We start from the raw sequence: 22,808 nt of genomic DNA, 5'->3' as shown, positions 1-22,808 counted from the left end.
TGGAGGTCTTTCGTGAAAGCAGCATTGGTAACGGGCGCGGCGAGCGGCATTGGGCAAGCGCTGGCCGTGGCATATGCGCAGATCGGCGTGGCCGTGGTCGGCGGATACTTTCCTGGCGATCCGCATGACCCGCAAGTCACGGCAGCCGAAGTCGAGAAGGCGGGCGGTCAGTGCGTGATGCACGCAGTGGACGTGACTTCCGCCGAGGAAGTCGAAGCCTTCGCGAACGAAGCGATCACGCGCTTCGGACGCATCGACTATGCGGTGGCGAATGCGGGCTTGCTGCGCGCATCGCCGCTCACGGAGATGAGCGACGAACAATGGCATCAGATGCTCGATGTCGATCTGTCCGGTGTCATGCGCACCTTCCGTGCGGCAGCGCGGCATATGACCGATGGCGGCGCGATGGTCGCGATATCGTCCATAGCGGGTGGCGTCTATGGATGGGAGAACCACACGCATTATTCCGCGGCGAAGTCGGGCGTGCCGGGACTGTGCCGCGCAGTGGCGATGGAACTCGCGCCGCGCAACATCCGTTGTAACGCGGTCATTCCGGGTCTGATCGAAACGCCCCAATCGCTCGATGCTGTCAATTCGCTCGGCCCCGATGGCTTGCGCGAAGCCGCGAAGGGCATTCCGCTCGGACGCGTCGGCAGGCCGCAAGAAATTGCCGCGCTGATTCGCTATCTGACGAGCGACGACGCCTCCTACATCACCGGCCAGTCGATCATCGCGGATGGCGGACTCACCGTGCGCTGGCCCGGCTGATTCTCACGCACAGGAACAACAGCACATGGCATCCTTTTCACTCGAAGACCGTCGCGCGGTCGTGACCGGTGCGGCAAGCGGTATCGGCGCGGCAATTGCGCTCGCTTATGCGGAAGCGGGCGCGCGTCTCGTGCTCGCGGATCTCAACGAAACGCGTCTGGCCACACAAGCGGACGCATGCCGCGCGCTCGGCGTCACAGTGCAAACCGTGATCGCCGATGTCGGCGAAGAGGCGGGCGCGCACGGTATCGTGGATCGTTGTATCGAGGCTTATGGCGGCATCGACATTCTCGTGAACAATGCGGGCATGCTCACGCAGGCACGCTGCACGGACCTCACCACGTCAATGTGGGACGACATGATGCGCGTGGACTTACGCAGCGTGTTTCTCTGCTCGCGTCGCGCATTGCCTTCGATGACCGCGCAGCGCTGGGGACGCATCATCAACGTGGCGTCGCAGCTCGGCATCAAGGGCGGCGCGGAACTCACACATTACGCGGCGGCCAAGGCGGGCGTGATCGGCTTCACCAAATCGCTCGCGCTGGAAGCCGCGCCCGACAACGTGCTCGTCAACGCCATTGCGCCGGGGCCGATAGAGACACCGCTCGTCGATGGAATCAGCGCATCATGGAAGGAGATGAAGGCGAAAGAACTGCCGCTGCGCCGCTTCGGCCGCGCGGAAGAAGTTGCGCCCACAGCGGTCTTGCTCGCCTCCGACCCGGGCGGCAACCTGTTCGTCGGGCAGACGCTCGGACCGAATTCCGGCGACGTCATGCCTTAAGAGGGAGGTTTCATGTGCGGCATGTGCGGATTACTGGGCGGCGGACGGCACTGGTCGAACACGGTTTCGGCGGGCGCGGGCGTGAATGCGCGCGCGCAGCGCTATGCGCAGGTCGCGCATGCGAACCGCGTGCTCGAAACGTTTCGTCTGCGTCTTGCCGACTTTCACGGCCAATCGTTCGTACTCTCTTCGCCGACCGGCGCGCAATTGATGATCGAAGACTTCATGCAGATATGGAAGGCCGCGGAAAGCATGCTCGGGCGTCCGCTCGATCCGCTGACACTTTTCGCCGATGACGAGACCGCGCCATGAGCCTTGCCTACGATGTGATTCCGGTGATCGTCGTGACGGGCTTTCTCGGCAGCGGTAAATCGACCTTGCTTGCAGATGTCCTCAAGGGCGATGCCGCGCGCGATACGGCCGTGCTCGTCAACGAATTCGGCGAAGTCGGGCTGGACCATTTGTTGATCGGCAAGGTGGAAATGGAGACCGTGCTGCTCGACAACGGTTGCGTCTGCTGCGCCATTCGCGGCGAGTTGAAGGACGCGCTTGCGCACCTGTTCTCACGACGCGCACGCGGTGAAGTGCCGCCGTTCTCGCGTGTGGTGCTGGAAACGACGGGGCTTGCCACGCCCGCGCCGATCATGGCGACCTTGCTCGGCGATCGCGTGGTATCGAGTCATTATTCGATCGCGTCGGTCGTCACTGTGGTCGATGCCGTCAACGCGCGTCAGCAACGCGAGCGGCATTCCGAATGGCTCGCGCAAGTGGCGGCTGCGGACCGTCTACTCATCAGCAAGACGGACCTCGTGGATGAAGCTCACGTCGCGGCACTCGAAGCCGAACTCGAACGCGTGAATCCGGCCGCGAGCATGGCGCGCCGTACCGTTACCGACGATGCATCCGCGGTGCTCGGCCTTGCAGCGCATGTGCCGGATTTCGCGGACTTCGTGCGTCGCACGGGCATGACATCGAACGCACGACGTGACGATGGCGAGCGTCCATTGGCGCGTCTTTCGCAACACCGGGAGAACCTCTCGACGCTGACTTCCTTCTCTATCGATTTCGACGAGGCACCCGACTGGCCCGTGTTCACGTTATGGTTCACCATGCTGCTCAACCGTCACGGTGATAACATCCTGCGCGTCAAGGGACTGCTCGCCATTCGCGGCGAGTCCCAACCGGTCGTGCTGCATGCCGTGCATCATCTCGTGCATCCCGTATTGCATCTCGACGCTTGGCCCGGCGGCGCGCCGCTTTCGCGACTCGTGTTCATTGCGGAAGGACTGGATCGCGACGCAGTGGCTGCTTCCTACCGGCGCTTTTGCCGGCACCTCGAGACAGAAGCCATAGATTGAATCCCGTCCGCTCGAATCTCTCCGGTCCACAAGCGCCCGCCGTGCATCCGTCGAAGGTCGAGCTGCGCGTGCTCGGCACATCCGTCACGCTACAGGAACATCTGCGCAAGCGCGCGGAGCAGGACCTGGGTATCAAACTGCGCTTCATCGTCGATGACGGTTCGAGTGTGCAGCGTGAAGGCGTGATGCACCCGGACCGCTACGAACTCTACGATCAATGGTTTCATAGCATCGAATGCCTGTGGCCCGCGCATGCGTTGCAGCCTATCGATGTCGCGCGCATTCGTCGTTGGGACGAGGTCAACACACTTGCGCGCACCGGACATACCGGACGCAATTTGAGCAATGGCGTGGGCTGCGTGCCCGCCGACCGCCTCTTCGTGCAGACGGACGGATCGCTTGCGCGCAAGCCGAGCAAACGCATCAGCATGCTGCCGCTCACGCACAATGCAGACAGCTTCGTCTACCTCGAAGATGCCATGCCGCCTTCGCTTCTTGCAGGCGAGGAAAGCTGGGCATGGCTGCTTGCGCCCGAACTTGCGGGACGCGTCGCGCTGCAGGCGGATGCGGCCATCGGCGCGATCGATGCCGCGCTGGCGGTGCAAGCCTGCGGGCTGATACGCTTCGAGGATATCGGCAACCTGAGTATCGAAGAGATCGATGCGTTGATCGCCACGCTCATCGACTTCAAACGGCGCGGTCATTTCGCGGGCTTCTGGTCGAGCTTCGCCGAAGCCGCGCAATTGATGATCGCGGGCAAGGTGGTGATTCAAAGCATCTGGTCGCCGGCGACGGTCGAACTCGAACGCGCCGGTTTGCGCTTTCGGCTCGCGCGGCCGCGTGAGGGGTATCGTGCTTGGTTCGGCGGTATCGGTATATCGCGGCTCGCGCATGGACGCATGCTCGATGCCTCCTACGAATATCTCAACTGGTGGCTCGAAGGATGGGCAGGCGCGACTATGGCGCGTCAGGGCTTTTATATCTCGAACCCGGAGCGTTCGCGCGAGCACATGAGCGACGCGGAATGGGCGTACTGGTACGATGGCAGAGAAGCGCCCAAGGACCTTCCCGGTCCGACGCGCAAGCATCTCGTGCCTGCCGGACAGATGCGCGACGGCGGCAACTACGTCTCGCGCATGAGCCGGGTCGCCGTGTGGGACTCGGTGATGGACGAGCATAACTATCTCGTACGCCGCTGGACCGAATTCATGCGGTCCTGACAGCGAAGTTCGTTCAACGATGACAAGACGCGCAAGCGCTTCCCGAACCACCGCTCCTCTCGCAGACGCAGAGGACACGGCAGACGCATCGATGGCATCGGTCGACTCTATCGAACCGGACAGCCGTCTGCGTTACCGGCTGATTCACGATCATCTCAAGACCGCGATTGCGCTCGGCAATATCGCGCCGGGTCTCGTGCTGCTCGAAGGTCCCGTCGCGCGTATCTTCGGCACGAGCCGCGTGCCGGTGAGAAAGGCCTTTGAGATGCTGCATGCGGGCGGCTTATTGCATACCTTCGACGGACGCGGTTATCTTGTGGCGCATCCTGACGGCGGCGTGCCGGAGCCGCTACGTGCGCCGCTTTCCGAAGATGCGCTCGGCTTCGACCGCCCGCCCGAGCCGCTCGACATTCCCTCGAATAGCGAGCGCATTTACGACGCGCTCGAAGGCGCGATTTCGCTTGGCATCGTGTTCGGACATTTTCGGATCGACGAAAGCGACGCGGCCGAAGCGTTCGGCGTGAGTCGCGGCACGGTACGTGAAGCGCTCAACCGTTTGCGCGATCGCGGGTTAGTGGAGAAGTCGGCGTATTCGCATTGGCTATGTGGACCGCTTACCGCGCGTGCCGTGGCGGAAGACTACGAGTTGCGCGTGTTGCTCGAACCTGCTGCGCTGCTGGCAAGCGCGCCTTCGTTGTCACGCGCGCAACTGGAAGCGGCGCTAGTTGAGATCGAGCGTGCGATTGCGTTGCCCGATTCCGTCGATGCCGCAGCGCTCTATCGCATCGAAACCACGCTGCACGACAGCTTGCTGAGTTTTTCGCGCAACCGCAAATTACGCGCGGCCATCGGTCATGCGCACATGCCGCTCATCGTGAATCATGCCTTCTACGATGCCTTCAATCTGCATCCGGAAGCGGGTATGTTGAGCGAGCATCGCGAGGTCGTTCGTCTTCTTCTGAAGGGCAATGCGCAGGCTGCCGCCGATGCGCTCACGCAACATCTTCGCGCCGGACAGAAGCGCACGCTGCAGCGCTTGAAAGTGCTGGCGGTCTTGCCCGATCCCGACTTGCCGGCGTATATGCAACGCATCGCCTGATAGTCACGTGACAAGCGCGCCGCTGTGCGATGATGCGACGTATAGCCCGAAGGAGCCCGAGCGTGCGTCGAATGCCTCTTGGCGGTTGCATCGTTGCTGGCGTTCTTGCGAGCGTGGCCATGCCACGGGTCGCGTTTGCGCAGTCGGTCGCGGATCAGGTCGCGGGCGTCCGGCTCGGCTCGGGCTATGCGCAACTGCTGAACCTCGCCGCCACGCCGGATATCAATTCCGCTCACTTCGACCTCTCCAATGCGGGCATCAAGCCCACCATCGACATCTTTCGCGTGCCGTATGAGTCGAAGCTTCTGACGATCACACCCGGAAGCGATATCTTCTGGCGTGTTTCCGCGGGCTATCTTTCCAATCGCGCGACCTTGCCAGTGGATTCGCCATCGCCCGGAGCGGGCAGTATCGGAAGCAAATGGTCCGCTTTCAGTCTGGGCGGCGGCGTAGTGTGGCGCCAGAAGCTCGGCTATGGCTTTACACTCACGCCCGCCATCGATGCCGGACTCGCGCGCCTCATCAACGGCGCCAGCTACGAAGGCTCCGCGAAGCCGCTGAGTTCACTCACCGATGGTGTGCTCTTCAACTGGCATACGAATGCATGGCTCGTCACGCCGAACGCCGGCATCGAATGGATGCGTGAGCAGGACGAGCAAAGCCTCAGCGTCAAGGCACATATTGCATGGTCGTGGATCTCGACCTTCGATGAATCGCCGGGACTCGAGGGCTTTCGGGAAACCGCCGGCGTGTACTCGCTGCGTGTGGAATATGCACGGCCGACATCGCTCAGCGTGTTCGAGCGCAGGCTCGACTGGTTCGTGCGCAGCGGCTACGGCGGCTTCTTCGGCGCGAACCGAAGTGCGCTCGGCTTTTCCACTGTTGCCGAAGTCGGCCTCGGCTTGCTGACTCCGTTGAGCGCCAAAGCTCAGGGTGGAACCAGCGTGAAACTAGGCGTGAGCTATTTGTTCGGACCAAACATCCGGGGTTGGTCGGCAAGCCTGGGCCTGCAGTACTGAACAAAAAAAAGCGCACGGCGCAATGCCGTGCGCTCCGGCAGCAAAGGGCGGGGGTTGGAGGAGTCCACCCATCGATGCCTGCAAAGCGGACGAGAAACAACCTCTATCCGCAACCGTTGACGGCTCCATGACGAGAGCCATCACTCGCCACACTACAGCACGGCATTCGCCGCATAAATCGCTCTGTCTGAACACACATGACACGGCGCGCGAACAATCGCGCAGAGCCTTGTCCGGCCGAAGCTTGCGCACGTTCCGGTTTTCATATTCCGGTTGGGACTATTGAAAACGCTTGACCAATAAGATTGTATACGTAATCTAAACGCCTTTAGACGATGGTCGACATCCAAACGAGCCGGACGGGACACGTCTTCCCGAGCGGCGCTCGGCGGACGATCCCAACTCTCTTGAGGTGAACGCAGGTGGATACGAAAGCAAAACTCGATGACGAGGCAGAGGCGCGGCAAAGCCATCGTCCGCCAGCCCGGCGCCGCACCGCCACGTGGATCGCCATTGCAGCCATGCTGGCCATAGGCGGCGGATGGTTCTACATCAACCATCGCAATGCCGGAAGCACCGCAAGTGTGCAAGCCGCACCGCCTCGTCATGACGTGACCGTGAGCAAGCCAGTGGTGCGCGACCTCGATACGCGCTTAGGGTTTCTCGGTCAGTTCTCGGCTGTGGATCAGGTCGAGCTTCGCGCGCAAGTGGGCGGAACGCTCACGGGCATCCACTTCAAGGATGGCGATGTGGTCCGCAAAGGCGATCTGCTCTTCACTATCGATTCCGTGCCGTACGAGATTCGGCTCTCTCAGGCAAAGGCGCAGCAGCAGACCGCGCAAGCGCGTCTCGTGCTTGCGAAGCAGGAACTGGAGCGCGCGCAGGAGTTGCAGCGAGGCGATGCCGGCACGCGGCAAAGCGTCGAACAACGCACTTCCGAACTGCACGGCGCAGAGGCCGCGTTGGACGATGCCGCCGCGCAGATTCGCGACGCGCGCTTCGATCTCGATCACTGCAAGATCTTCGCGCCGTTCACGGGACGCATTGGCAGGCACCTGGTGTCGGCGGGCAATCTGATCGCGGGCAGCCGCGCGGCGACGAGTCCCACCACGCTGCTCGCCACGCTCGTTTCGCTCGATCCCATCTATCTCGACTTCGACATGAGCGAGTCTGACTTTCAGTCGTTCTCACGCTATCGCGCGGATACGAAAGGGCCGCTTGCGAACAGGGTCGAGCTGGCCTCCGGCGAGGGCACGGACGCGGACTATTCGCGTCAGGGCACGCTCGACTTCCTCGATAACGTGATCGACCGCGCGAGCGGCACCATCCATGCACGCGCCACCGTGCCGAACGCCGACTTGCGGCTCACGCCCGGCGAGTTCTCGCGCGTGCGGCTTGCCGTGGCGCATCCCGCGGCGACCTTGCTGGTGCCGGATGCATCCGTGTTGCCGGATCAATCCGAGCATGTCGTGATGACCGTTGCAAACGACGGCACCGTCACGCCCAAGCGCGTGGAGATCGGCGAGATGCGCGGCGGCTTGCGCGTGATCCGTGCGGGACTGACACGCGATGACCGTGTGATCGTGGATGGTCTGCCATTCGCCGCGCCCGGCTCGAAGGTGACTACGCGCGACGGTACCGTCCGCTATGAAGCGAACGACGCGCAGACGACGCGGACCACGCAGACAGCGCAATCGAAATAGCGGAACGACACACTCATGCGTATTGCTCACTTCTTTATCGACCGTCCACGATTCGCGACGGTCGTCAGTGCCTTCCTGACGTTGATCGGACTCGGCGCGATGTACGTGCTGCCGGTTGCGCAGTATCCCGAGATCGTGCCGCCGACCGTGCAGGTGACGACATCGTATCCGGGTGCGTCGGCGGAGACGATCGCGCGTACGGTAGCGACGCCGCTCGAACAGCAGATCAACGGCGTCGAAAACATGCTCTACATGGGCAGCCAGTCGACCGGCGACGGCAGGCTCACCGTAACGGTCACGTTTCGCATCGGCACCGATCTGAACGTTGCGCAGATGCTCACGCAGAACCGCGTGCAGGATGCCTTGCCGCGCTTGCCTGAAGACGTGCAAAGACTCGGCGTGCAAGTGCGCAAGTCCACGCCGAGCATTCTGCTCGCGGTGCATCTCTATTCGCCCGACAAGCTGCGCGACACGTTGTATCTCTCGAATTACGCGACGCTGCATGTGAAGGACGCGCTCGCACGTATTCAGGGCGTGGGCGATGTGCAGTTCCAGGGCGCACGCGAATACGCGATGCGCATCTGGATCGACCCCGACCGTGTCGCGGCGAGCAACCTCACTGCAAGCGAAGTGCTGACGGCACTGCGTGCGCAGAACCTGCAGGTCTCCGCGGGCGTGCTGAACCAGCCGCCATCGGGCAACAGCGAGGCGTATCAAATCAACGTCGAGGCACTGGGGCGTCTCGCCACGCCGGAGCAGTTCGGCGATATCGTCGTGAAGTCGGACGGACAGGGGCGCATCACGCGTATTCGCGATATCGGCCGCGTGGAAGTGGGCGCGGCGGATTACGGTTCGACCGCCTTCATGGATCGCAGCGATGCGTCGACCTTGCTCATCTATGCCGAACCCGGCGCGAATTCGCTTGCGGTCGAGAAGGCTGTGCTCGGCGAGATGCGTGAACTCAAGCGCGACTTTCCGGCGGGTCTCGACTACAAGATCATCTATGACCCGACGATCTTCATCGGCAAGTCCGTCGATGAAGTCGTGACGACCATCTTCGTTGCGATCCTGCTCGTGGTGGCCGTGGTCTTCGTGTTCCTGCAGAACTGGCGCGCGACGATCATTCCCGTGGTGGCCATTCCCGTGTCGTTGCTCGGCTCTTTCATCGTGCTCGCTGCGTTCGGGATATCGCTGAATAATCTCTCGCTGTTCGGGCTCGTGCTTGCGGTGGGGATCGTGGTGGACGATGCCATCGTTGTCGTCGAGAACGTCGAGCGGAACATGCGCGCGGGCATGTTGCCTGTGGAAGCCGCGCATCGCACGATGGACGAAGTGGGCGGCGCGCTGCTTTCGATTGCGCTCACGTTGTGCGCGGTGTTCGTGCCATCGGCGTTTCTGAGCGGCATCTCGGGACTTTTCTTCCGGCAGTTCGCAGTGACCATCGCGGCATCGACGGTGATCTCGTGTTTCGTTTCGCTCACGCTGAGTCCGGCACTGTGCGCCGTGCTTTTCAAGCCGCATAGCGAACACGATGCCGAGCGTTCGAACTGGGCTTCACGCATCATGCACGGCGGCTTTGCGCGCTTCAATCGCGGCTTCGAGCGCCTTTCGTTCGGGTACGGTAACGTCACGCGAAGGCTCGTGCGCGGGTTGACCGTGGTGCTTGCAGTGTATGTCGCGCTCATCGGATTGACCGCGCTGCAATTCGCGCGCACGCCGACGGGCTTCATCCCCGAGCAGGATCAAGGTTACCTGATTACAGTCGTGCAGTTGCCGCCAGGTTCCTCGCTGCAACGCACGGAGAAGGTCGTGCGTGAGGCCATCGATATCATCTTGTCGACACATGGTATCGAGCACGTAGCGCCCTTCGTCGGGCTCGATGCAACCACGCTCACGGTGGCATCGAATTCTGGCACGGTGTTTTCAGGCTTGCCTTCGCTCTATAGCCACTCGCTGCCGGGCGTGACGGCCAACACCGTACTCGCCGATATGCGCAAGCGCCTCTCGGTCATCAAGGACGCATACGTGTTGACCATTCCGCCGCCGCCGGTGCAAGGCATCGGCAATGCAGGCGGCTTCAAGATGATGCTCGAAGATCGTGCGGGCCTTGGACCGGAAGCGCTCGTGAAGGCCGCGAACGCACTCGTCGCGGCGGCCAATCGAGATCCGAATCTCGCGGGCGTGTTCACGCTCTTCAATGCGGGCTCGCCATCGGTGTTCGCGAACATCGACCGGGTCAAGGCGCAAAAGGTCGGCTTGACGCCCACGGATGTGTTCTCCACCTTGCAGGTCTATCTCGGCTCGCAATACGTGAACGACTTCAACTATCTGGGCCGCACGTATGAAGTGATCGTGCAGGCGGACGGGCGTTTCCGGCGGACAGGTGAGGACATTACGCGGCTGAAGGCGCGCAATCAGGCCGGCGATATGGTGCCGATAGGAACCGTCGCGCATCTGGAAGACCGCACGATTCCGTATCGCGTGCCGCGCTATAACCTCTATCCGGCAGCGGAAGTGCAGGGCGTTGCAGCGCCGGGCGTGGCGACGGGCACCGCGCTGCATCGCATGGAAGAGCTTGCGCATCAGGTGCTGCCGCAGGGCATCGGCTTCGAATGGACCGAGCTTGCATATCAACAGCAACAACGCGGCACACCCACGCTCGTCGTGTTCGGCGCGGCGGCGCTCTTCGTGTTCCTCGTGCTCGTGGCGCAATACGAGAGCTGGAAGTTGCCGCTTGCCATCGTGCTGATCGTGCCGATGTGTATTCTCGCGTCAGTCACCGGGCTTTCGTTGCGTGGCATGCCGATAGATATCCTCGCGCAGATCGGCTTCGTCGTGCTCGTCGGGTTGGCGGCGAAAAACGCGATTCTGATCGTCGAGTTTGCGAAGCAGAAGGAAGACGAGGGCGTGTCCGCCGTCACCGCTGCGGTGCATGCGGCGCGTACCCGTTTGCGGCCCATTCTCATGACCTCTTTCGCGTTCATTCTCGGCGTCGCGCCGTTGGCCGTGGCAACCGGCGCGGGCGCGGAGATGCGGCAGTCGCTCGGCACCGCCGTGTTGTTCGGCATGCTGGGCGTGACAGGCTTCGGTCTGCTCTTCACGCCAGCCTTCTATGTATTCATTCGCCGGTTCGGCAAGGGGCGTGCATGATGAAGCCATCGCTCACATGGATTGCGTCATCGACGTTATTCGCGGCGCTTGCCGGTTGCGCGGTCGGCCCCGACTACGTCACGCCTCAAACGGCCCTGCAACCGCTGCAGCACGTGCCCGCACAAACCGGCAAGACCGCTCCACCGCTCGATACCTGGTGGACCGGCTTCGACGATCCCATGCTCGTCACCGTGGTCGAGCGCGCGTTGTCGCAGAACCTCGATCTCGCGGCGTCGTTCGCACGGGTACAGCAGGCGCGGGCGGCGGCGGCATCGGCGGGCGCGCAGTTGTTGCCGACGGTGGACCTCGATGCATCGGCGAGCGCTCAGCATCAAAGCCTCGTCAGCCCGCTCGGCTCGCTTGCGCGCACTTTCCCCGGCTATAGCCGCGATCAGCGCGAATACACGGTAGGCGCGGCGGCAAGCTGGGAAATCGATCTGGCAGGCGGTCTGCGTCGCGATGCGGCCGCCGCCACGCGCGAGGAAGAAGCCGCGCAGGCCGAGCAGGCCGGCACACGCGTGACAGTCGCCGCCGATGCCGCCGATGCCTATCTGCAAGTGCGCGGCTTTCAGGCACGTCTTGCGGTGGCGCAGGACCAGATATCGACGGATGCGAGACTGCTCGACATCGTGCGTCTGCGTGTGGCCGCGGGCGCTGCCGACGAACGCGAAGTCGCGCAAGCCGATGCACTGCTCAAACAAGCGCGCACCGTGGTTCCTACGCTGCGTGTGCAACTCAACGCGCAGTTGAATCGACTGGACGTGCTGATGGGCGTGCAGCCCGGCACGTATGCGAGCGAATTGGCGACAGCGGCGGATATCCCCGGCATTCCATCCATCGATGCGTCGCCCGATGCCACCGCGCTTTTGCGTCATCGTCCCGATGTGATCGCGGCGGAGCGGCGTCTCGCGGCATCGAATGAACGTATTGGCGCTGCGATTGCCGACTATTATCCGAAGCTTTCGCTAACTGGTCTGCTCGGCTTCGATAGCGGCGGCTCGCATGAGCTGTTCACGGCGCGCGCGTTTCAACCGGCGATTACGGCGGGACTGCGCTGGCGTCTCTTCGACTTCGGCAAGGTGGATGCGGAAGTCGCGGCGGCGCGTGGCGCGAATGCGGAGGCGCTGGCGGTTTATCGGCAGAGCGTGTTGCGTGCGGCGGAAGATGTCGAGAACGCGTTCGTCGCGTTGAGCGAAACGCAGAACCGGGGTATTGAACTCGATGCCGAGGTGGCCGCGCTCACGCGCGCACGCGACTTGTCGCAGCGCGCTTATAAGGCCGGTGCGATCACGCTCACGGACGTGCTGGATGCAGACCGTCAGTTGCTCGTGGCACGCGACGATCTCGATGCCACGCGCGCCGATGCAGCGCGTGCGGCGGTCGGCGCATTCCGCGCGCTTGGCGGCGGCTGGCGCACGCAACCCGCCGCTACCGCAGACGATGCCTCACTGAGCGAGCGCCTTTCTGGCCTCGCGAAGGATGGTGTCAGATAGCGCTGGCTCGTTGACCATGCGCGCCAGTGTCAGCGCGCCGATCATGGTGGAGAGCATGACGAGCGCCTGCTTCCTCGCGGCGGCGGGCGGCTCGTCGAGACTACCGGCGAACAGTTCGACCAGGCGCTCGATGCCCGCGGTCGCGGCGGTGCGCACTTCGTCGCTGGAACGCGCGAGTTCGCTCGACAGCGCGACGAACGGACAACCCGCGCCCGCGTTGTCGCGATGCTCCGGCGAAAGGTAATCCGCAACGGCGGCGTTGATGCCGCTCTTGCGCGTAAGCGCCGACGACATGGTCTCGCGCAACGTGTCGCTCGCCAGTTCGAGCGACTCCAGCACCACTTGTTCTTTCGATCCGAAATGCTTATAGAAGCCGCCGTGCGAGAGGCCGGCTTGCGCCATGAGATCGGCGAGCGCGGTGCCATCTATACCGTTCTCACGAAAGCGCGTGGACGCCGACTCCACTATGCGTTCGCGCGTTTCGGCTGCTTCCTGTCGGGACTTGCGCATGACGTGTCTATCTCTCTTCCAAATGGATGTAATTTAACATCCAAAAGCGTGCGTGACCAATCGCATCTTCAACGCTTTTTCAAAGGCGCGCCCACGCTGCCGATGTCGTTCAACGCTTCGAGAAAGGCCGCGACCTTCGGCAATTTTTCGCGGCCATGCGCGTAAGCTGCGAAGACTTCGAGCGGCACGAAGGAAAGTTCAGGCGCGGCATCGACGACACTGCCATCGGCCAACGCAGACCCTATCGCATACATGGGCAGGACCGCGACGCCCAGACCCGCGCGGCAAAAGTCCGCAAGCGCAAACAGATCGCTCACGACCATCTTCGGCGTGAAGCTGATCTCGGTTCGTTTGCCCTGCCAGATGACGTTCCAGCTCGTGCGCGGCGCGTAGGTCTGCAGCGCGAGGCATTCGTGCGCGACGATCTGCGCAGGCTCGGTGATCGGCCCATGCATCGCCACGTACGCCGACGACGCGCACAAGCAAAGATCCGCCGAGGTAATGTGCCGCTCGCTGATTCCCGATTGCGATGTCGATGCAAGGCGCACGGCGACATCGAAATTGCCTTCGAGCAGGTCGGCATAGCGATCCGAGAGATCGACCTCGAAACGCAGCCGCGTATGACGGTTTGCAAGCCGCGTAAGACATGGAATGACGCAGGCGCGGCCGAATGCGGTCGGCATCGTGATGCGCAACAGGCCTTCGGGTTCGGCCGCGCCGCGTTGCGCTTGCGCTTCGGCGTGTCGAAGACGCAAGAGGATGTCGCGTAATTCGCTCGCGTAGGACTTGCCGGCATCGGTCAATGCGACGTGTCGCGTCGTGCGTTCGATGAGGCGAACGCCAATTCTGCTCTCCAGAAGCGAAATGCGCCGGCTGATGGTGGATTGCGTGACACCCAGTTCGCGCGCCGCAGCGCCGAACCCACCGTATTCGGCGACGAAGAGAAACGTTTCGGCTTCCAGCAAGCCTGTGCCATTCATGCGTTTCCTCGATTTCTCATATCCACGCTGGCGATGTTAATCGAGTTGGCGGATGGATGTACTCTGGCTTCGTTCGCTGCATCGTCGTCGCAACGCTCAAGCGCACGCACCGAAAAACCATCAAAGGAGTATCAGATGAATTCCAACGATCGAACCCGCATTCACTACGCAAGCGCAACCGAACTCGCGCGCCTCATTCGCACTCGCGAATTGTCGAGTGTCGAAGTGATCGAGGCTCATTTGCATCGCATCGAGGCCGTGAATCCCAAAGTGAATGCCGTGGTGACGCTAATGGGCGAACAGGCCCTCGAAGCCGCCAGGCAGGCGCAACGAGCCGTGATGAGCGGCGCCACGCTCGGGCCGCTGCATGGCGTGCCTTTCTCCATCAAGGATGCACTCGATACCGCCGGCGTGCTCACGCAGCGCGGCTCGCGGCTCTTTGCCGGCAACGTACCCGCGCAGGACGCTACGTCGGTCGCGCGCTTCAAGGCTGCAGGCGGCATCCCGCTCATGAAAACCAACTTGCCCGAGTTCTCGGCGTGGACCGAGACCGATAACCTCGTTACCGGCCGAACCAATAATCCGTGGAATCTCGAACGCACGCCGGGTGGTTCATCAGGCGGCGAGTCGGCGGCGATCGCGGCTGGCATGTCGCCAATCGGTATCGGCAGCGATGTCGCCATTTCGGTGCGCGGGCCGGCGGCGTTCACTGGCATCGCCGCACTCAAGGCCACGCATGGCCGCGTGCCTTATACGGGCCACTATCCGGGCGTGATCGCGCGCTGGTGGCATGTCGGGCCGATGGCTCGCACGGTCGGCGATGTCGCGCTCGGTTACTCGATTCTGAAAGGCTCCGATGGCTTCGATGGTTACGCCGTGCATGCCCGCAACGCCGACGCGGACCGTGCCGGGATTGCAGGTCAGCCCGTGCGGGTAGGATGGGTATCGGATGCCGCGTTCGGCCCGGTCGATCCCGAGATCACCGCCGCGGTCAAGGCTGCCGCCGCGCGTCTTGCCGATCTCGGCTGCGATGTCGAAGAGGTACGCCTGCCGTTTCTCGGCGAGCCGCTCAGTGCGCTGATGACGCTTGTCTTCGGCGAACTCGTGCCGTCCGTCAAGGCCATAGTGAAAGGCCGCGAGAACGACTTGCACGCGATAGGCAAGGGCATCGTCGAGACGCCGGACCCTGCGTTCGCCGACTTCATCGGCGCCGAAGCGAAAGCGGAAGCGCTCAGGTCTGCGTTCGCCGGATTCTTCGAGCAATACGATGTGCTGCTTTGCCCCGTGAATCCGATGACCGCAACGCCGCACGGCGCGCAGGAACTCGTGGTCAATGGCGTGACGGTGCCGTGGACGCATGTGATGAGCGCAACGTCACCGTTTAATCTGACCGGCTTGCCGGCGCTTTCGGTGCCCTTCGGCTTCAGCTCGGAGAACTTGCCGATCGGCGTTCAGTTGGTCGCGAAGTGGCTCGATGAAGCCACGATCTTGCGGCTCGGCGCGCTCATCGAGCGCAAGGGCGGCCTCGGCGAGCGGCGGCCTGCTATCTGAGCGGTGCGCGGCATCGGCGAATGTGTGCGCTTGCGTACGCAGACGAATGCAAATCGCGAGGGTTCGTCGCCTATCGCCTAAGCTTTCAGAGCGCCGGGTTCGTCCTGGCTGCCTTGAGCTTCCATGACGAAAAGGGCGGGGGAGACGATGCCGGACAAACTGACAGTGATTCAGTCGCAGCAGATGAACGCGCACGGCGAGCCGGACGTGGGCACGTTCAACTGGCAGTTCTTGGCGCAAGGGGACTCGTGGTTCACGACCAATACGGTCGAGCATTGGAGTTCGTCGAATCTGCTAAAAAACCTGGAGTTCGCGCAGGCTGCGGTCGCCGTGAATTGCGCCGACCCCGGCGATACGCTCACTCACATGGTCGACCTTCGTCGAGACCCTTTGTTTTACTCGCTGCTGGCCGGTCCAAAGGAACAACCGTGGAGCGCGATTTTGCTTTCGGGCGGCGGCAACGACCTCATCGATGCCGTGCAGGTCGCGGCGATCGGCGACAACGGTGTGCCTGTCGCGCCGCACGAAAGACTGCTTCTCACGAGCGACGAATGGGGTGGGCCGCTCGCCGCCGCCGATAATCGCTACATCTCGGCGCAAGGTTGGGAGACCTTCAGGCTGCATCTGGAGCAGCAATTCAAGGCGCTGGACTTCATGCGCTCGAAGAGCAAACACAACACGAATACGCCGATCTTCACGCACACCTATGACTACGCGACGCCTCGCGCGAGCGGCGCGGGTTTGGGAATTGGACCGTGGCTCTTGCCTGCGCTGACAGACTATAAAATCCCTGCGAACGACTGGAACGCAATTGCGGACGCGTTCATCGACAAACTCGCTTCGATCAGCATGAGCCTCACGTTGCAAAATTTTCATGTGATCGATACGCGAGGCATCCTCACGCGCGCCGATGCGCAAGCATCGGGCATCAGCAATGATTGGGAAAACGAAATTCACGCGACCGAAGCCGGATACGGCAAGCTCGCGGTGCCTTTCGTCAGTCGCGTGAGCACGGTGCTGGGGTTGGCTGCGCCAGCGTCGCCGCTCGGTGTGATCGAGACGGCGCCAGCGCCCGTGGTGACACCGGCCGTTGCAGCGAAGCGTCGCGGGCGAGGCACCGGCGTCAGACCGGCGTAAAGGTACTGCGGTCTATGTTCGATGCGCGCGCTCGACGCGCGTCATCGAAGCGCGTTCGTCCGTCCGTTTGGGCGGGAGCGTGTGCGGTTCGCAAACGGTCGATATCGCGTTCTTGTAGATGGTCTGTATGCCGTTCGGCGATTGCACCGCGAGCACGTATTTATCGAACGATTCGATCAGTCCTGTCAGCTTGATTCCGCTCACGAGAAAGACCCATACGGTTTTTCGCTCGGCGATCAAGGTCTCGAGGAAAGTCGACTGAATGTCAGTATCGGCTTGAGTCATGGCGGCCGTCCCTTTCCGTGAGTACATCGCTCCCAGAATACGCGCCGCGCAAGCCCCGACGTGTGGGGTGGGCCACAGGCAAAACCGGTCTCTCTCGGAATCTCCGTGGAAATACGGTTTTTTATGTTGGTTATTTCCTAGTATGTTTAGGTGGACTGGGTTTTAAGTGTTGATATAAAACGGGTGAACGCCGAAACGCGTCGCCCTCGTCTGCTACTCCTTCTTGTCATCCACCTGCATGATCCAGTGGCCGCCCGCATTGAGAAACCGCGCCTCGGAAGTCTCGCCGCCACCGCTGCCAAGCGTCGTGAACATGCCACGCATGGCATCGGCGGGTCCGCCCGATATGTTCATCGAATAGTCGCAGACGTAACCCGGCTTGCCCGATGCCGGCGCGCAACCGAGCTTCTGAAACGAGTCGATCCGCATGGGTTCGTTACCGCGCACCGACTTGCTGCCCATGAACATGGTGGTCAGGCAGAGCATGGCATCGCCGCTCGTGAGCCTTGAACGGTCGGCCTGCTGGCAACGCTCGTTTTGCGACGAGATACCTTGCGCGATGGCCTGCGCCCGATTGTTGACCGCATCGTACATTTCCGCCGCCGTGGGTTCGCCGCCCGAATGCGATGCCCGCTCGGATGACTTCGATGTGGCGCGCGGCTGTGCATCGGCGACGGCGACCGGACGCGCCGAGTCGTTGCCGGACGATGTCTCGTACGCATCGCCGAGCGCGCTGCGTTTGCGCAAGTCTTCTTGCTGCGCGACCATCGCTGTGGCAATCGCCACGCCGGCCGGCGCGTTGGCATCGCTATCCATCAGATAACGCGACTTGATCTGCGCGATCTCCTCGCCCGAACGAGCGTGCCTGATCTGCTGCTCGATTTCTCCTCGCGAGCTTTCGAGCGCCTGGGCGCGCCGGCTCAGAAAATATTGGTAGGTTTCCTGAACGCTCGGCACACGCTCCATGCCGTCGTAGCGCCGGCGGAAGTCCGCGCTCCACGTACGCCCCTGCTGCAGGCCGGCCAACCCGGTGCCGAGCGCATCGATGCTCTGCCGCTCGACGGCTTCCTGCGCCGTGCCCAACTGATTGAGCGCGACGCCGATCTTCGCCATCTCGGCGTTGCGCGATGTCGTGAGCGCCGTGGAGAACGCTGGCCGGTTTTGCATGCGATACAACTTCGCCAGTTCCACCATGCCGGGATAACCGCGCGCGTTGTCGATGGCCTGCGCCGTCTGCGCGTCCTCGACAGGTATCGCCACGCGTTGCTCGACAACCGTCATGCGTTTCGCGAACTCATCGCGCTCGGCGCGGGGTGCTTGCGGCAGAATCTTTTGCGCCGATGCTTCGATCTCGATCAAACGCGCGTGGCCCGTTTCATCGGCTTTGAGCGACTCCGCTTCCGTCGCGAGTTCCGTGAGTCCGCCAGTCGCGGCGCGCGACTGCGCGAGCAGGCGCAGATTGCTGTTATAGCGGAAAGAAGTCATCGCGCGAGTGGCGGCGGCCTTCTGATCGGGCGGAATCGATGCGAGCGGTCCGGTCGTGCTGAAACAGTGCGGCAAGATCTTGCTGGTGTACTCCGTCAGCATCTTCGGGTCTATCTGATCGTAGGTCTTGCCGAACACGGGAGCAAAGCGCGCGTCCTGAATCAGCGCTGTCACGGCCGGGTCCGATTGCGGCGATTGCGCCGCACTCATGCCACCGCCGCCAGCGGGAAGCGGTCCGGATGTGAGCCACGTTTTTACGTCGTCGCACTGCGCCTTTGCTTCGTATTTCTCGTATTGTCCCTTCGCTGCGTTGACGAGCGGTTGCACATGAAGGTTCGCTCCGCCGCCACGCAGACTGTTCATGATCTGGCCGAAATTGAGGCCTTCGGCGAAGGCATCGGGCGCGAGCGCCGCACAACAGAAACCGGCGAGCACGACGCCGGTGCGGCGCAACGACAACGAACTTGCTACGACGCCAGCGCGCGCCGTATTCCGGGCGGTAATCATGTTCGCTCTCCCAAATGACTGATGAATTGCCCTGGTATCCGGATCTTATGAAGGATGTACAGCACGAAGACCACGCGACGATCAACCGGCGCGGGCCGCTCGTAATGCATGGTCTCCTCGCGATACGATTCGTCGCGCCAGCATGAAAACGCAGGGCGGCTCACCCAGAACAGGGCGGCCATGTCGTGATCGCGCTCGGTCGTGAATGACGCGGTCGAAACGCGAGACGCTATGAATCTACGGCGGACGGGGCGGGCAGTCGTCTCCCAAATAGGAGATGCGTGAGGGCTTACGGATGAGGCGAAATGCTCGCGACGCTACGGGCCACCAGTGCGGCAAGCGCGCCTTGTCTGCTGGTGCCGGTCTTGGCAAGCACTTTCTTCAGATGCGAGCGCACGGTGCCGAGTCCGATGCCGAGCGTGGCGGCAATCTGATCGAGCGATTGTCCTTCGCCGATAGCGACCGCTATTGCCGCTTCCGCGCGCGTCAGTCCGAACAGGTCCCGAAGCGTGCGCGTGGCGGAATCTCCGGAAACCTCAGGATCGCGAATGAAAACGCTTGCCGCTGGGCGTGACACATCCGCCGACGCCCAATTGGCACGCCACGGCGCCACGAGCAAGGTGAGCGGCAATCTGCCTTGCCGTGGCACGGCGAGCGCCGCGCCAGCGGCGTGAGCCGCGCCGTTCGAGGTTTGCACGGCGTCGCGTATCAGCTTTGCAAGCCGGCTGTTCAATGCGGGACTGTTCATGCACACGCGCCGTGCATGCGTGCGAATCTCGGATGACGAAGCCAGTAGATTCTCGGCAGCGCGGTTCGCATACAAGACCATGCACGATGCATCGACCACGAGCACGCTGGTCTCGATGCAATCGAGCGCATCCACTGCCGCGCGTTGTGCGAGCGCGGTGTCGCGCAACCGTTCGCGCAAGCCGAGCGCGCGGCGCACATGCGGAAACAACATGCCCAGTTCCTGACGATCGTTCTCTACGAAACGCCCTGCGGAAAGCGGCCGATGCACGCCAAGCACACCTGTCTCACCATTGCCAACGGGAAACAGCACCCCAACCATATGATAAATATCGAGCCGCCGCGTCCAGTCCTGATAGAAGCCAGTGCGCTCGAATTGCGTATCGGGCATGAGGCTTTGGCTCGTGAATACTTCGCCCGGATGAAGCCGCGCGGAGTGTTCGACCCATAGATCGTTCCGATGCCAGTAATCCGCCCAGGCCTGTTCGTTCGGCGCGACACGCAGATTGTCGGTCACGCTTGCGAGCTTTGGACCGCGAGGACCGCCGCATGTCTTGAGCACGCCGCTCGTGGCGTCGAACGCTCGTGCAATGGCCGAAGCCACGCCGGCCCATTGAGCGTCGTCGAGCGCGGCATCGTAGAGAAGGCTGATTACCGGACCGAGCCGGTCTTGATGTCCGACCGGTTTATTGTCTGCGTCCATGATCTTTGCCTCGCGGTTGCGCACGAGTTCAGGACCGAAGCGTGGTCCGAAGACGAAGGCCTTCGGGTTGCAAGGCCTCGAATGGAATTGCAGATTATACCTTAGGTAACCGAACTAAAAGGGAAAGCTTTGAGTGAGTAGTGCACCGGCAGAGTGCGAACGTGTCCGCAATGTATTTATCGTCGCAGCTCGCCAGGCCCTTTGCCCGTCCACCGTTTGAGCGCGCGGCGGAAGTTCGCCGCATCGCTGAAGCCGAGAAGCATCGCGACGTCGTCGGTGCTCATCTTCGTCGTCTTCAGATATTCGAGCGCGAGCGAACGTTTCACATCGTCCACGATAGCCACGAACGACGTCCCTTCCTCATCCAGACGACGCCGCAACGTGCGCGTGGTGAGATGCATCGATTCGGCGACCGCTTCCATGCCCGGAAAGACGCCGGGTGTGCTCATCAGGACCTGATACACCTCGCCCGATACACCGCTCGATGTCTTCGCCTGACCGATCAACCGGTCGCACGTCTCCTGAAGCAGCGCTGCCGTGAGCTTGTGCGCGAGTTGCGGCTTGCGGTCGAGAATGGCGCTGTCGTAGACGAGCTCGCATTGCGGCTGATCGAAATAGCACGGGCAGCCGAGATATTTCGGATAGATATCCGCATGCGCGGGCGCAGGATACGAAAAGCACGCCTTGACCGGCGGACAGACGCTGCCCGCAACATCCTGAAGATGCGTCACATGCTGCGTGTATTGCTGTTCGATGATGAACTCGCGCAGTTCACGCGATGGGCTCGAGATAAATGCATCCGGGAAAGTCCAGACCATTCTGTCGGGATATTCGGTCCATTCGATAGCGACTGTCGGTGTCGCGAGCCGGTGATAGCGCACACCCAGCTTGAAGTAGTCGCGCAACGAGAGACACGACATCAGCGCGTATCCATACATGCCATAAGCCGACAGATGCAGCTTGCCGCCGACCTTGAACGGCGTGGCCGGTTCGCACGATAGCGCCACTGCATTCCGGCAAACGGTAGCGTATTGCCCGATGGAGGTCAGCACGGAAGCGTCTTGCAACTCCTCCGCGCTCACGCCCACGCCGCGCAGACTGTCCGCCACAGCAATGCCTTGTTCCGCCAGCACCTCGACCAGCGCGGCGATCTTGTAGGGCGCGTAGATGCGCTCGTTGAGCGGCGGGCGGGTCGTCGCCATGACTCTCCTCGCAATGTCCTCGCGGGACTTCCGTGTGTCCGAAAATGACCTTTTCGACGAGATGCTATCTCACTACTATCAGTGTCACAAGAGTTCGTCCGTCGATACGGACGGCATCGAGACCCGATGAAAACTCAATGGAGACAAGGATAGTCAGATGAGCAATCCGGCCCGCAAGGTCATCATTTCGTGCGCCGTCACGGGCGCGACTCACGTTCCGTCGATGTCGGAATATCTTCCGCTCACGCCTGCGGACATTCGCGATCAGGCAATCGAAGCAGCTGAGGCGGGTGCCGCGATCATCCATCTGCATGCGCGCGACCCCGTAGACGGACGGCCCACGCCAAGCCCCGATATCTTCAGGCAGTTCGCGCCCGCCATCGCGGAGGCGACCGACGCTGTCATCAACATCACGACAGGCGGCAGCACGCGCATGACGCTCGAAGAACGGCTTGCTTATCCGCTGCATGCCGCGCCGGAGATGTGCTCGCTCAACATGGGCTCGATGAACTTCTCGATTCATCCACTCGCCGCGAAGATGTCGACGTGGCGTTACGACTGGGAGAAGGACTACGTCGAAGGCATGGAGGACATGATCTTTCGCAATACCTTCAGGGATATCAAGCGAATCCTCCAGCAACTCGGCGACAAGGGCACGCGCTTCGAGTTCGAATGCTACGACCTCGGGCATCTCTACAATCTCGCGCATTTCGTCGATCAGGGGCTCGTCAAGCCGCCGTTCTTCATTCAATCCGTGTTCGGCATTCTCGGCGGCATGGGCGCGGACCCGGAGAACATGACGGTCATGCGCACAACCGCGGATCGTCTCTTCGGACGCGACAACTATCACTTCTCGGTGCTTGGCGCCGGACGTCATCAGATGCCGCTCGTCACCATGAGCGCCATTCTTGGTGGCAATGTGCGCGTGGGTCTGGAGGACAGCGTGTATATCGCGAAGGGCGTGAAGGCCGAATCGAACGCGCAGCAGGTCAGAAAGATTCGCCGCATTCTGGAAGAGCTTTCGTTCGAGATCGCGACACCTGCCGATGCACGGCAAATGCTCGGTCTCAAGGGACGCGACGAAGTCACGCTCTGAATCCCATGCTCAAC

General features: G+C 62.2%; 20 protein-coding genes. 13 read left to right on the top strand and 7 right to left on the bottom strand.

Features of this window, described 5'->3' with window-relative positions; translation table 11 throughout:
- The first annotated feature begins 12 nt into the window (after positions 1-12).
- The 10 genes from LDZ28_RS27205 to LDZ28_RS27160 all read left to right on the top strand — a co-directional run bounded on the left by LDZ28_RS27205 (position 13) and on the right by LDZ28_RS27160 (position 12,591).
- Positions 13-768, top strand: a complete 756-nt coding sequence (locus tag LDZ28_RS27205; RefSeq protein WP_244831739.1) for an SDR family NAD(P)-dependent oxidoreductase — start codon at positions 13-15, stop codon at positions 766-768.
- Positions 769-793: 25 nt separating this feature from the next.
- Positions 794-1,549: an SDR family NAD(P)-dependent oxidoreductase gene (locus LDZ28_RS27200; RefSeq protein WP_244831738.1), complete on the top strand. Its 756-nt coding sequence runs from the start codon at positions 794-796 to the stop codon at positions 1,547-1,549.
- Between the two features lie 12 nt (positions 1,550-1,561).
- Positions 1,562-1,861 carry a hypothetical protein gene (locus tag LDZ28_RS27195; protein ID WP_244831737.1) on the top strand — a complete coding sequence of 100 codons (300 nt, stop codon included), beginning with the start codon at positions 1,562-1,564 and terminating at the stop codon, positions 1,859-1,861.
- Complete coding sequence (locus LDZ28_RS27190; RefSeq protein WP_244831736.1) at positions 1,858-2,907, top strand: GTP-binding protein; 1,050 nt, start codon at positions 1,858-1,860, stop codon at positions 2,905-2,907. The genes LDZ28_RS27195 and LDZ28_RS27190 overlap by 4 nt, the downstream gene beginning before the upstream one ends.
- A 41-nt stretch (positions 2,908-2,948) precedes the next feature.
- Positions 2,949-4,127, top strand: coding sequence for a PotD/PotF family extracellular solute-binding protein (locus tag LDZ28_RS27185; protein WP_370652297.1), 1,179 nt, complete (start codon positions 2,949-2,951; stop codon positions 4,125-4,127).
- A 91-nt stretch (positions 4,128-4,218) separates the two neighbouring features.
- A complete protein-coding gene (locus tag LDZ28_RS27180) occupies positions 4,219-5,226 on the top strand; it encodes a GntR family transcriptional regulator (protein WP_244831735.1) in 1,008 nt (335 codons plus the stop codon).
- 62 nt (positions 5,227-5,288) lie between these two features.
- A complete protein-coding gene (locus LDZ28_RS27175) occupies positions 5,289-6,245 on the top strand; it encodes a hypothetical protein (protein WP_244831734.1) in 957 nt (318 codons plus the stop codon).
- Between the two features lie 422 nt (positions 6,246-6,667).
- The gene (locus LDZ28_RS27170) at positions 6,668-7,948 is read left to right on the top strand and encodes an efflux RND transporter periplasmic adaptor subunit (RefSeq protein ID WP_244831733.1); all 1,281 of its coding nucleotides are present in this window, start codon (positions 6,668-6,670) and stop codon (positions 7,946-7,948) included.
- A 15-nt stretch (positions 7,949-7,963) separates the two neighbouring features.
- Entirely contained in the window at positions 7,964-11,098 is a 3,135-nt protein-coding gene (locus LDZ28_RS27165; protein WP_244831732.1) for an efflux RND transporter permease subunit, read from the top strand.
- Positions 11,095-12,591, top strand: coding sequence for an efflux transporter outer membrane subunit (locus LDZ28_RS27160; RefSeq protein WP_244831731.1), 1,497 nt, complete (start codon positions 11,095-11,097; stop codon positions 12,589-12,591). The genes LDZ28_RS27165 and LDZ28_RS27160 overlap by 4 nt, the downstream gene beginning before the upstream one ends.
- Here LDZ28_RS27160 and LDZ28_RS27155 read toward each other — a convergent pair.
- Together LDZ28_RS27155 and LDZ28_RS27150 are read right to left on the bottom strand one after the other, a co-directional pair.
- A complete protein-coding gene (locus LDZ28_RS27155) occupies positions 12,544-13,101 on the bottom strand; it encodes a TetR/AcrR family transcriptional regulator (RefSeq protein WP_244831730.1) in 558 nt (185 codons plus the stop codon). The genes LDZ28_RS27160 and LDZ28_RS27155 overlap by 48 nt on opposite strands.
- 68 nt (positions 13,102-13,169) lie before the next feature.
- Positions 13,170-14,081: a LysR family transcriptional regulator gene (locus LDZ28_RS27150; protein ID WP_244831729.1), complete on the bottom strand. Its 912-nt coding sequence runs from the start codon at positions 14,079-14,081 to the stop codon at positions 13,170-13,172.
- A 135-nt stretch (positions 14,082-14,216) separates the two neighbouring features.
- On the opposite strand from LDZ28_RS27150, the gene LDZ28_RS27145 reads away from it, so the two are divergent.
- Positions 14,217-15,632, top strand: coding sequence for an amidase (locus tag LDZ28_RS27145; RefSeq protein WP_244831728.1), 1,416 nt, complete (start codon positions 14,217-14,219; stop codon positions 15,630-15,632).
- A 123-nt stretch (positions 15,633-15,755) separates the two neighbouring features.
- Positions 15,756-16,769, top strand: a complete 1,014-nt coding sequence (locus LDZ28_RS27140; protein WP_244831727.1) for a hypothetical protein — start codon at positions 15,756-15,758, stop codon at positions 16,767-16,769.
- A 12-nt stretch (positions 16,770-16,781) separates the two neighbouring features.
- Here LDZ28_RS27140 and hfq read toward each other — a convergent pair whose 3' ends face one another.
- From hfq to LDZ28_RS27115, 5 genes are all read right to left on the bottom strand, one after another.
- Positions 16,782-17,054, bottom strand: coding sequence for an RNA chaperone Hfq (gene hfq, locus LDZ28_RS27135; protein ID WP_244831726.1), 273 nt, complete (start codon positions 17,052-17,054; stop codon positions 16,782-16,784).
- A 213-nt stretch (positions 17,055-17,267) separates the two neighbouring features.
- A complete protein-coding gene (locus LDZ28_RS27130; RefSeq protein WP_244831725.1) occupies positions 17,268-19,046 on the bottom strand; it encodes a hypothetical protein in 1,779 nt (592 codons plus the stop codon).
- Positions 19,043-19,228: a hypothetical protein gene (locus LDZ28_RS27125; protein WP_244831724.1), complete on the bottom strand. Its 186-nt coding sequence runs from the start codon at positions 19,226-19,228 to the stop codon at positions 19,043-19,045. The genes LDZ28_RS27130 and LDZ28_RS27125 overlap by 4 nt, the downstream gene beginning before the upstream one ends.
- Positions 19,229-19,335: 107 nt before the next feature.
- Entirely contained in the window at positions 19,336-20,496 is a 1,161-nt protein-coding gene (locus LDZ28_RS27120; RefSeq protein WP_244831723.1) for a helix-turn-helix transcriptional regulator, read from the bottom strand.
- A gap of 176 nt (positions 20,497-20,672) precedes the next feature.
- Positions 20,673-21,698, bottom strand: a complete 1,026-nt coding sequence (locus LDZ28_RS27115; RefSeq protein ID WP_244831722.1) for an AraC family transcriptional regulator ligand-binding domain-containing protein — start codon at positions 21,696-21,698, stop codon at positions 20,673-20,675.
- Positions 21,699-21,855: 157 nt separating this feature from the next.
- On the opposite strand from LDZ28_RS27115, the gene LDZ28_RS27110 reads away from it, so the two are divergent.
- On the top strand, positions 21,856-22,794 hold the full coding sequence (locus LDZ28_RS27110) for a 3-keto-5-aminohexanoate cleavage protein (RefSeq protein ID WP_244831721.1): 939 nt from the start codon (positions 21,856-21,858) through the stop codon (positions 22,792-22,794).
- Positions 22,795-22,808: the final 14 nt, after the last annotated feature.

The sequence above is a fragment of the Caballeronia sp. TF1N1 genome (assembly GCF_022878925.1).
Classification (GTDB): Bacteria; Pseudomonadota; Gammaproteobacteria; order Burkholderiales; family Burkholderiaceae; genus Caballeronia.
This window is presented reverse-complemented; position numbering and strand designations above follow the sequence as displayed.

Bases quoted from the DNA above. Each gene is read 5' to 3' on its own strand.
- LDZ28_RS27115 (WP_244831722.1), bottom strand. From the start codon at position 21,698: ATGGCGACGACCCGCCCGCCGCTCAACGAGCGCATCTACGCGCCCTAC.
- LDZ28_RS27150 (WP_244831729.1), bottom strand. From the start codon at position 14,081: ATGAATGGCACAGGCTTGCTGGAAGCCGAAACGTTTCTCTTCGTCGCC.
- LDZ28_RS27160 (WP_244831731.1), top strand. From the start codon at position 11,095: ATGATGAAGCCATCGCTCACATGGATTGCGTCATCGACGTTATTCGCG.
- LDZ28_RS27200 (WP_244831738.1), top strand. From the start codon at position 794: ATGGCATCCTTTTCACTCGAAGACCGTCGCGCGGTCGTGACCGGTGCG.
- hfq (WP_244831726.1), bottom strand. From the start codon at position 17,054: ATGACTCAAGCCGATACTGACATTCAGTCGACTTTCCTCGAGACCTTG.
- LDZ28_RS27180 (WP_244831735.1), top strand. From the start codon at position 4,219: ATGGCATCGGTCGACTCTATCGAACCGGACAGCCGTCTGCGTTACCGG.
- LDZ28_RS27130 (WP_244831725.1), bottom strand. From the start codon at position 19,046: ATGATTACCGCCCGGAATACGGCGCGCGCTGGCGTCGTAGCAAGTTCG.
- LDZ28_RS27195 (WP_244831737.1), top strand. From the start codon at position 1,562: ATGTGCGGCATGTGCGGATTACTGGGCGGCGGACGGCACTGGTCGAAC.
- LDZ28_RS27120 (WP_244831723.1), bottom strand. From the start codon at position 20,496: ATGGACGCAGACAATAAACCGGTCGGACATCAAGACCGGCTCGGTCCG.
- LDZ28_RS27190 (WP_244831736.1), top strand. From the start codon at position 1,858: ATGAGCCTTGCCTACGATGTGATTCCGGTGATCGTCGTGACGGGCTTT.
- LDZ28_RS27165 (WP_244831732.1), top strand. From the start codon at position 7,964: ATGCGTATTGCTCACTTCTTTATCGACCGTCCACGATTCGCGACGGTC.
- LDZ28_RS27145 (WP_244831728.1), top strand. From the start codon at position 14,217: ATGAATTCCAACGATCGAACCCGCATTCACTACGCAAGCGCAACCGAA.
- LDZ28_RS27140 (WP_244831727.1), top strand. From the start codon at position 15,756: ATGACGAAAAGGGCGGGGGAGACGATGCCGGACAAACTGACAGTGATT.
- LDZ28_RS27110 (WP_244831721.1), top strand. From the start codon at position 21,856: ATGAGCAATCCGGCCCGCAAGGTCATCATTTCGTGCGCCGTCACGGGC.
- LDZ28_RS27155 (WP_244831730.1), bottom strand. From the start codon at position 13,101: ATGCGCAAGTCCCGACAGGAAGCAGCCGAAACGCGCGAACGCATAGTG.
- LDZ28_RS27125 (WP_244831724.1), bottom strand. From the start codon at position 19,228: ATGGCCGCCCTGTTCTGGGTGAGCCGCCCTGCGTTTTCATGCTGGCGC.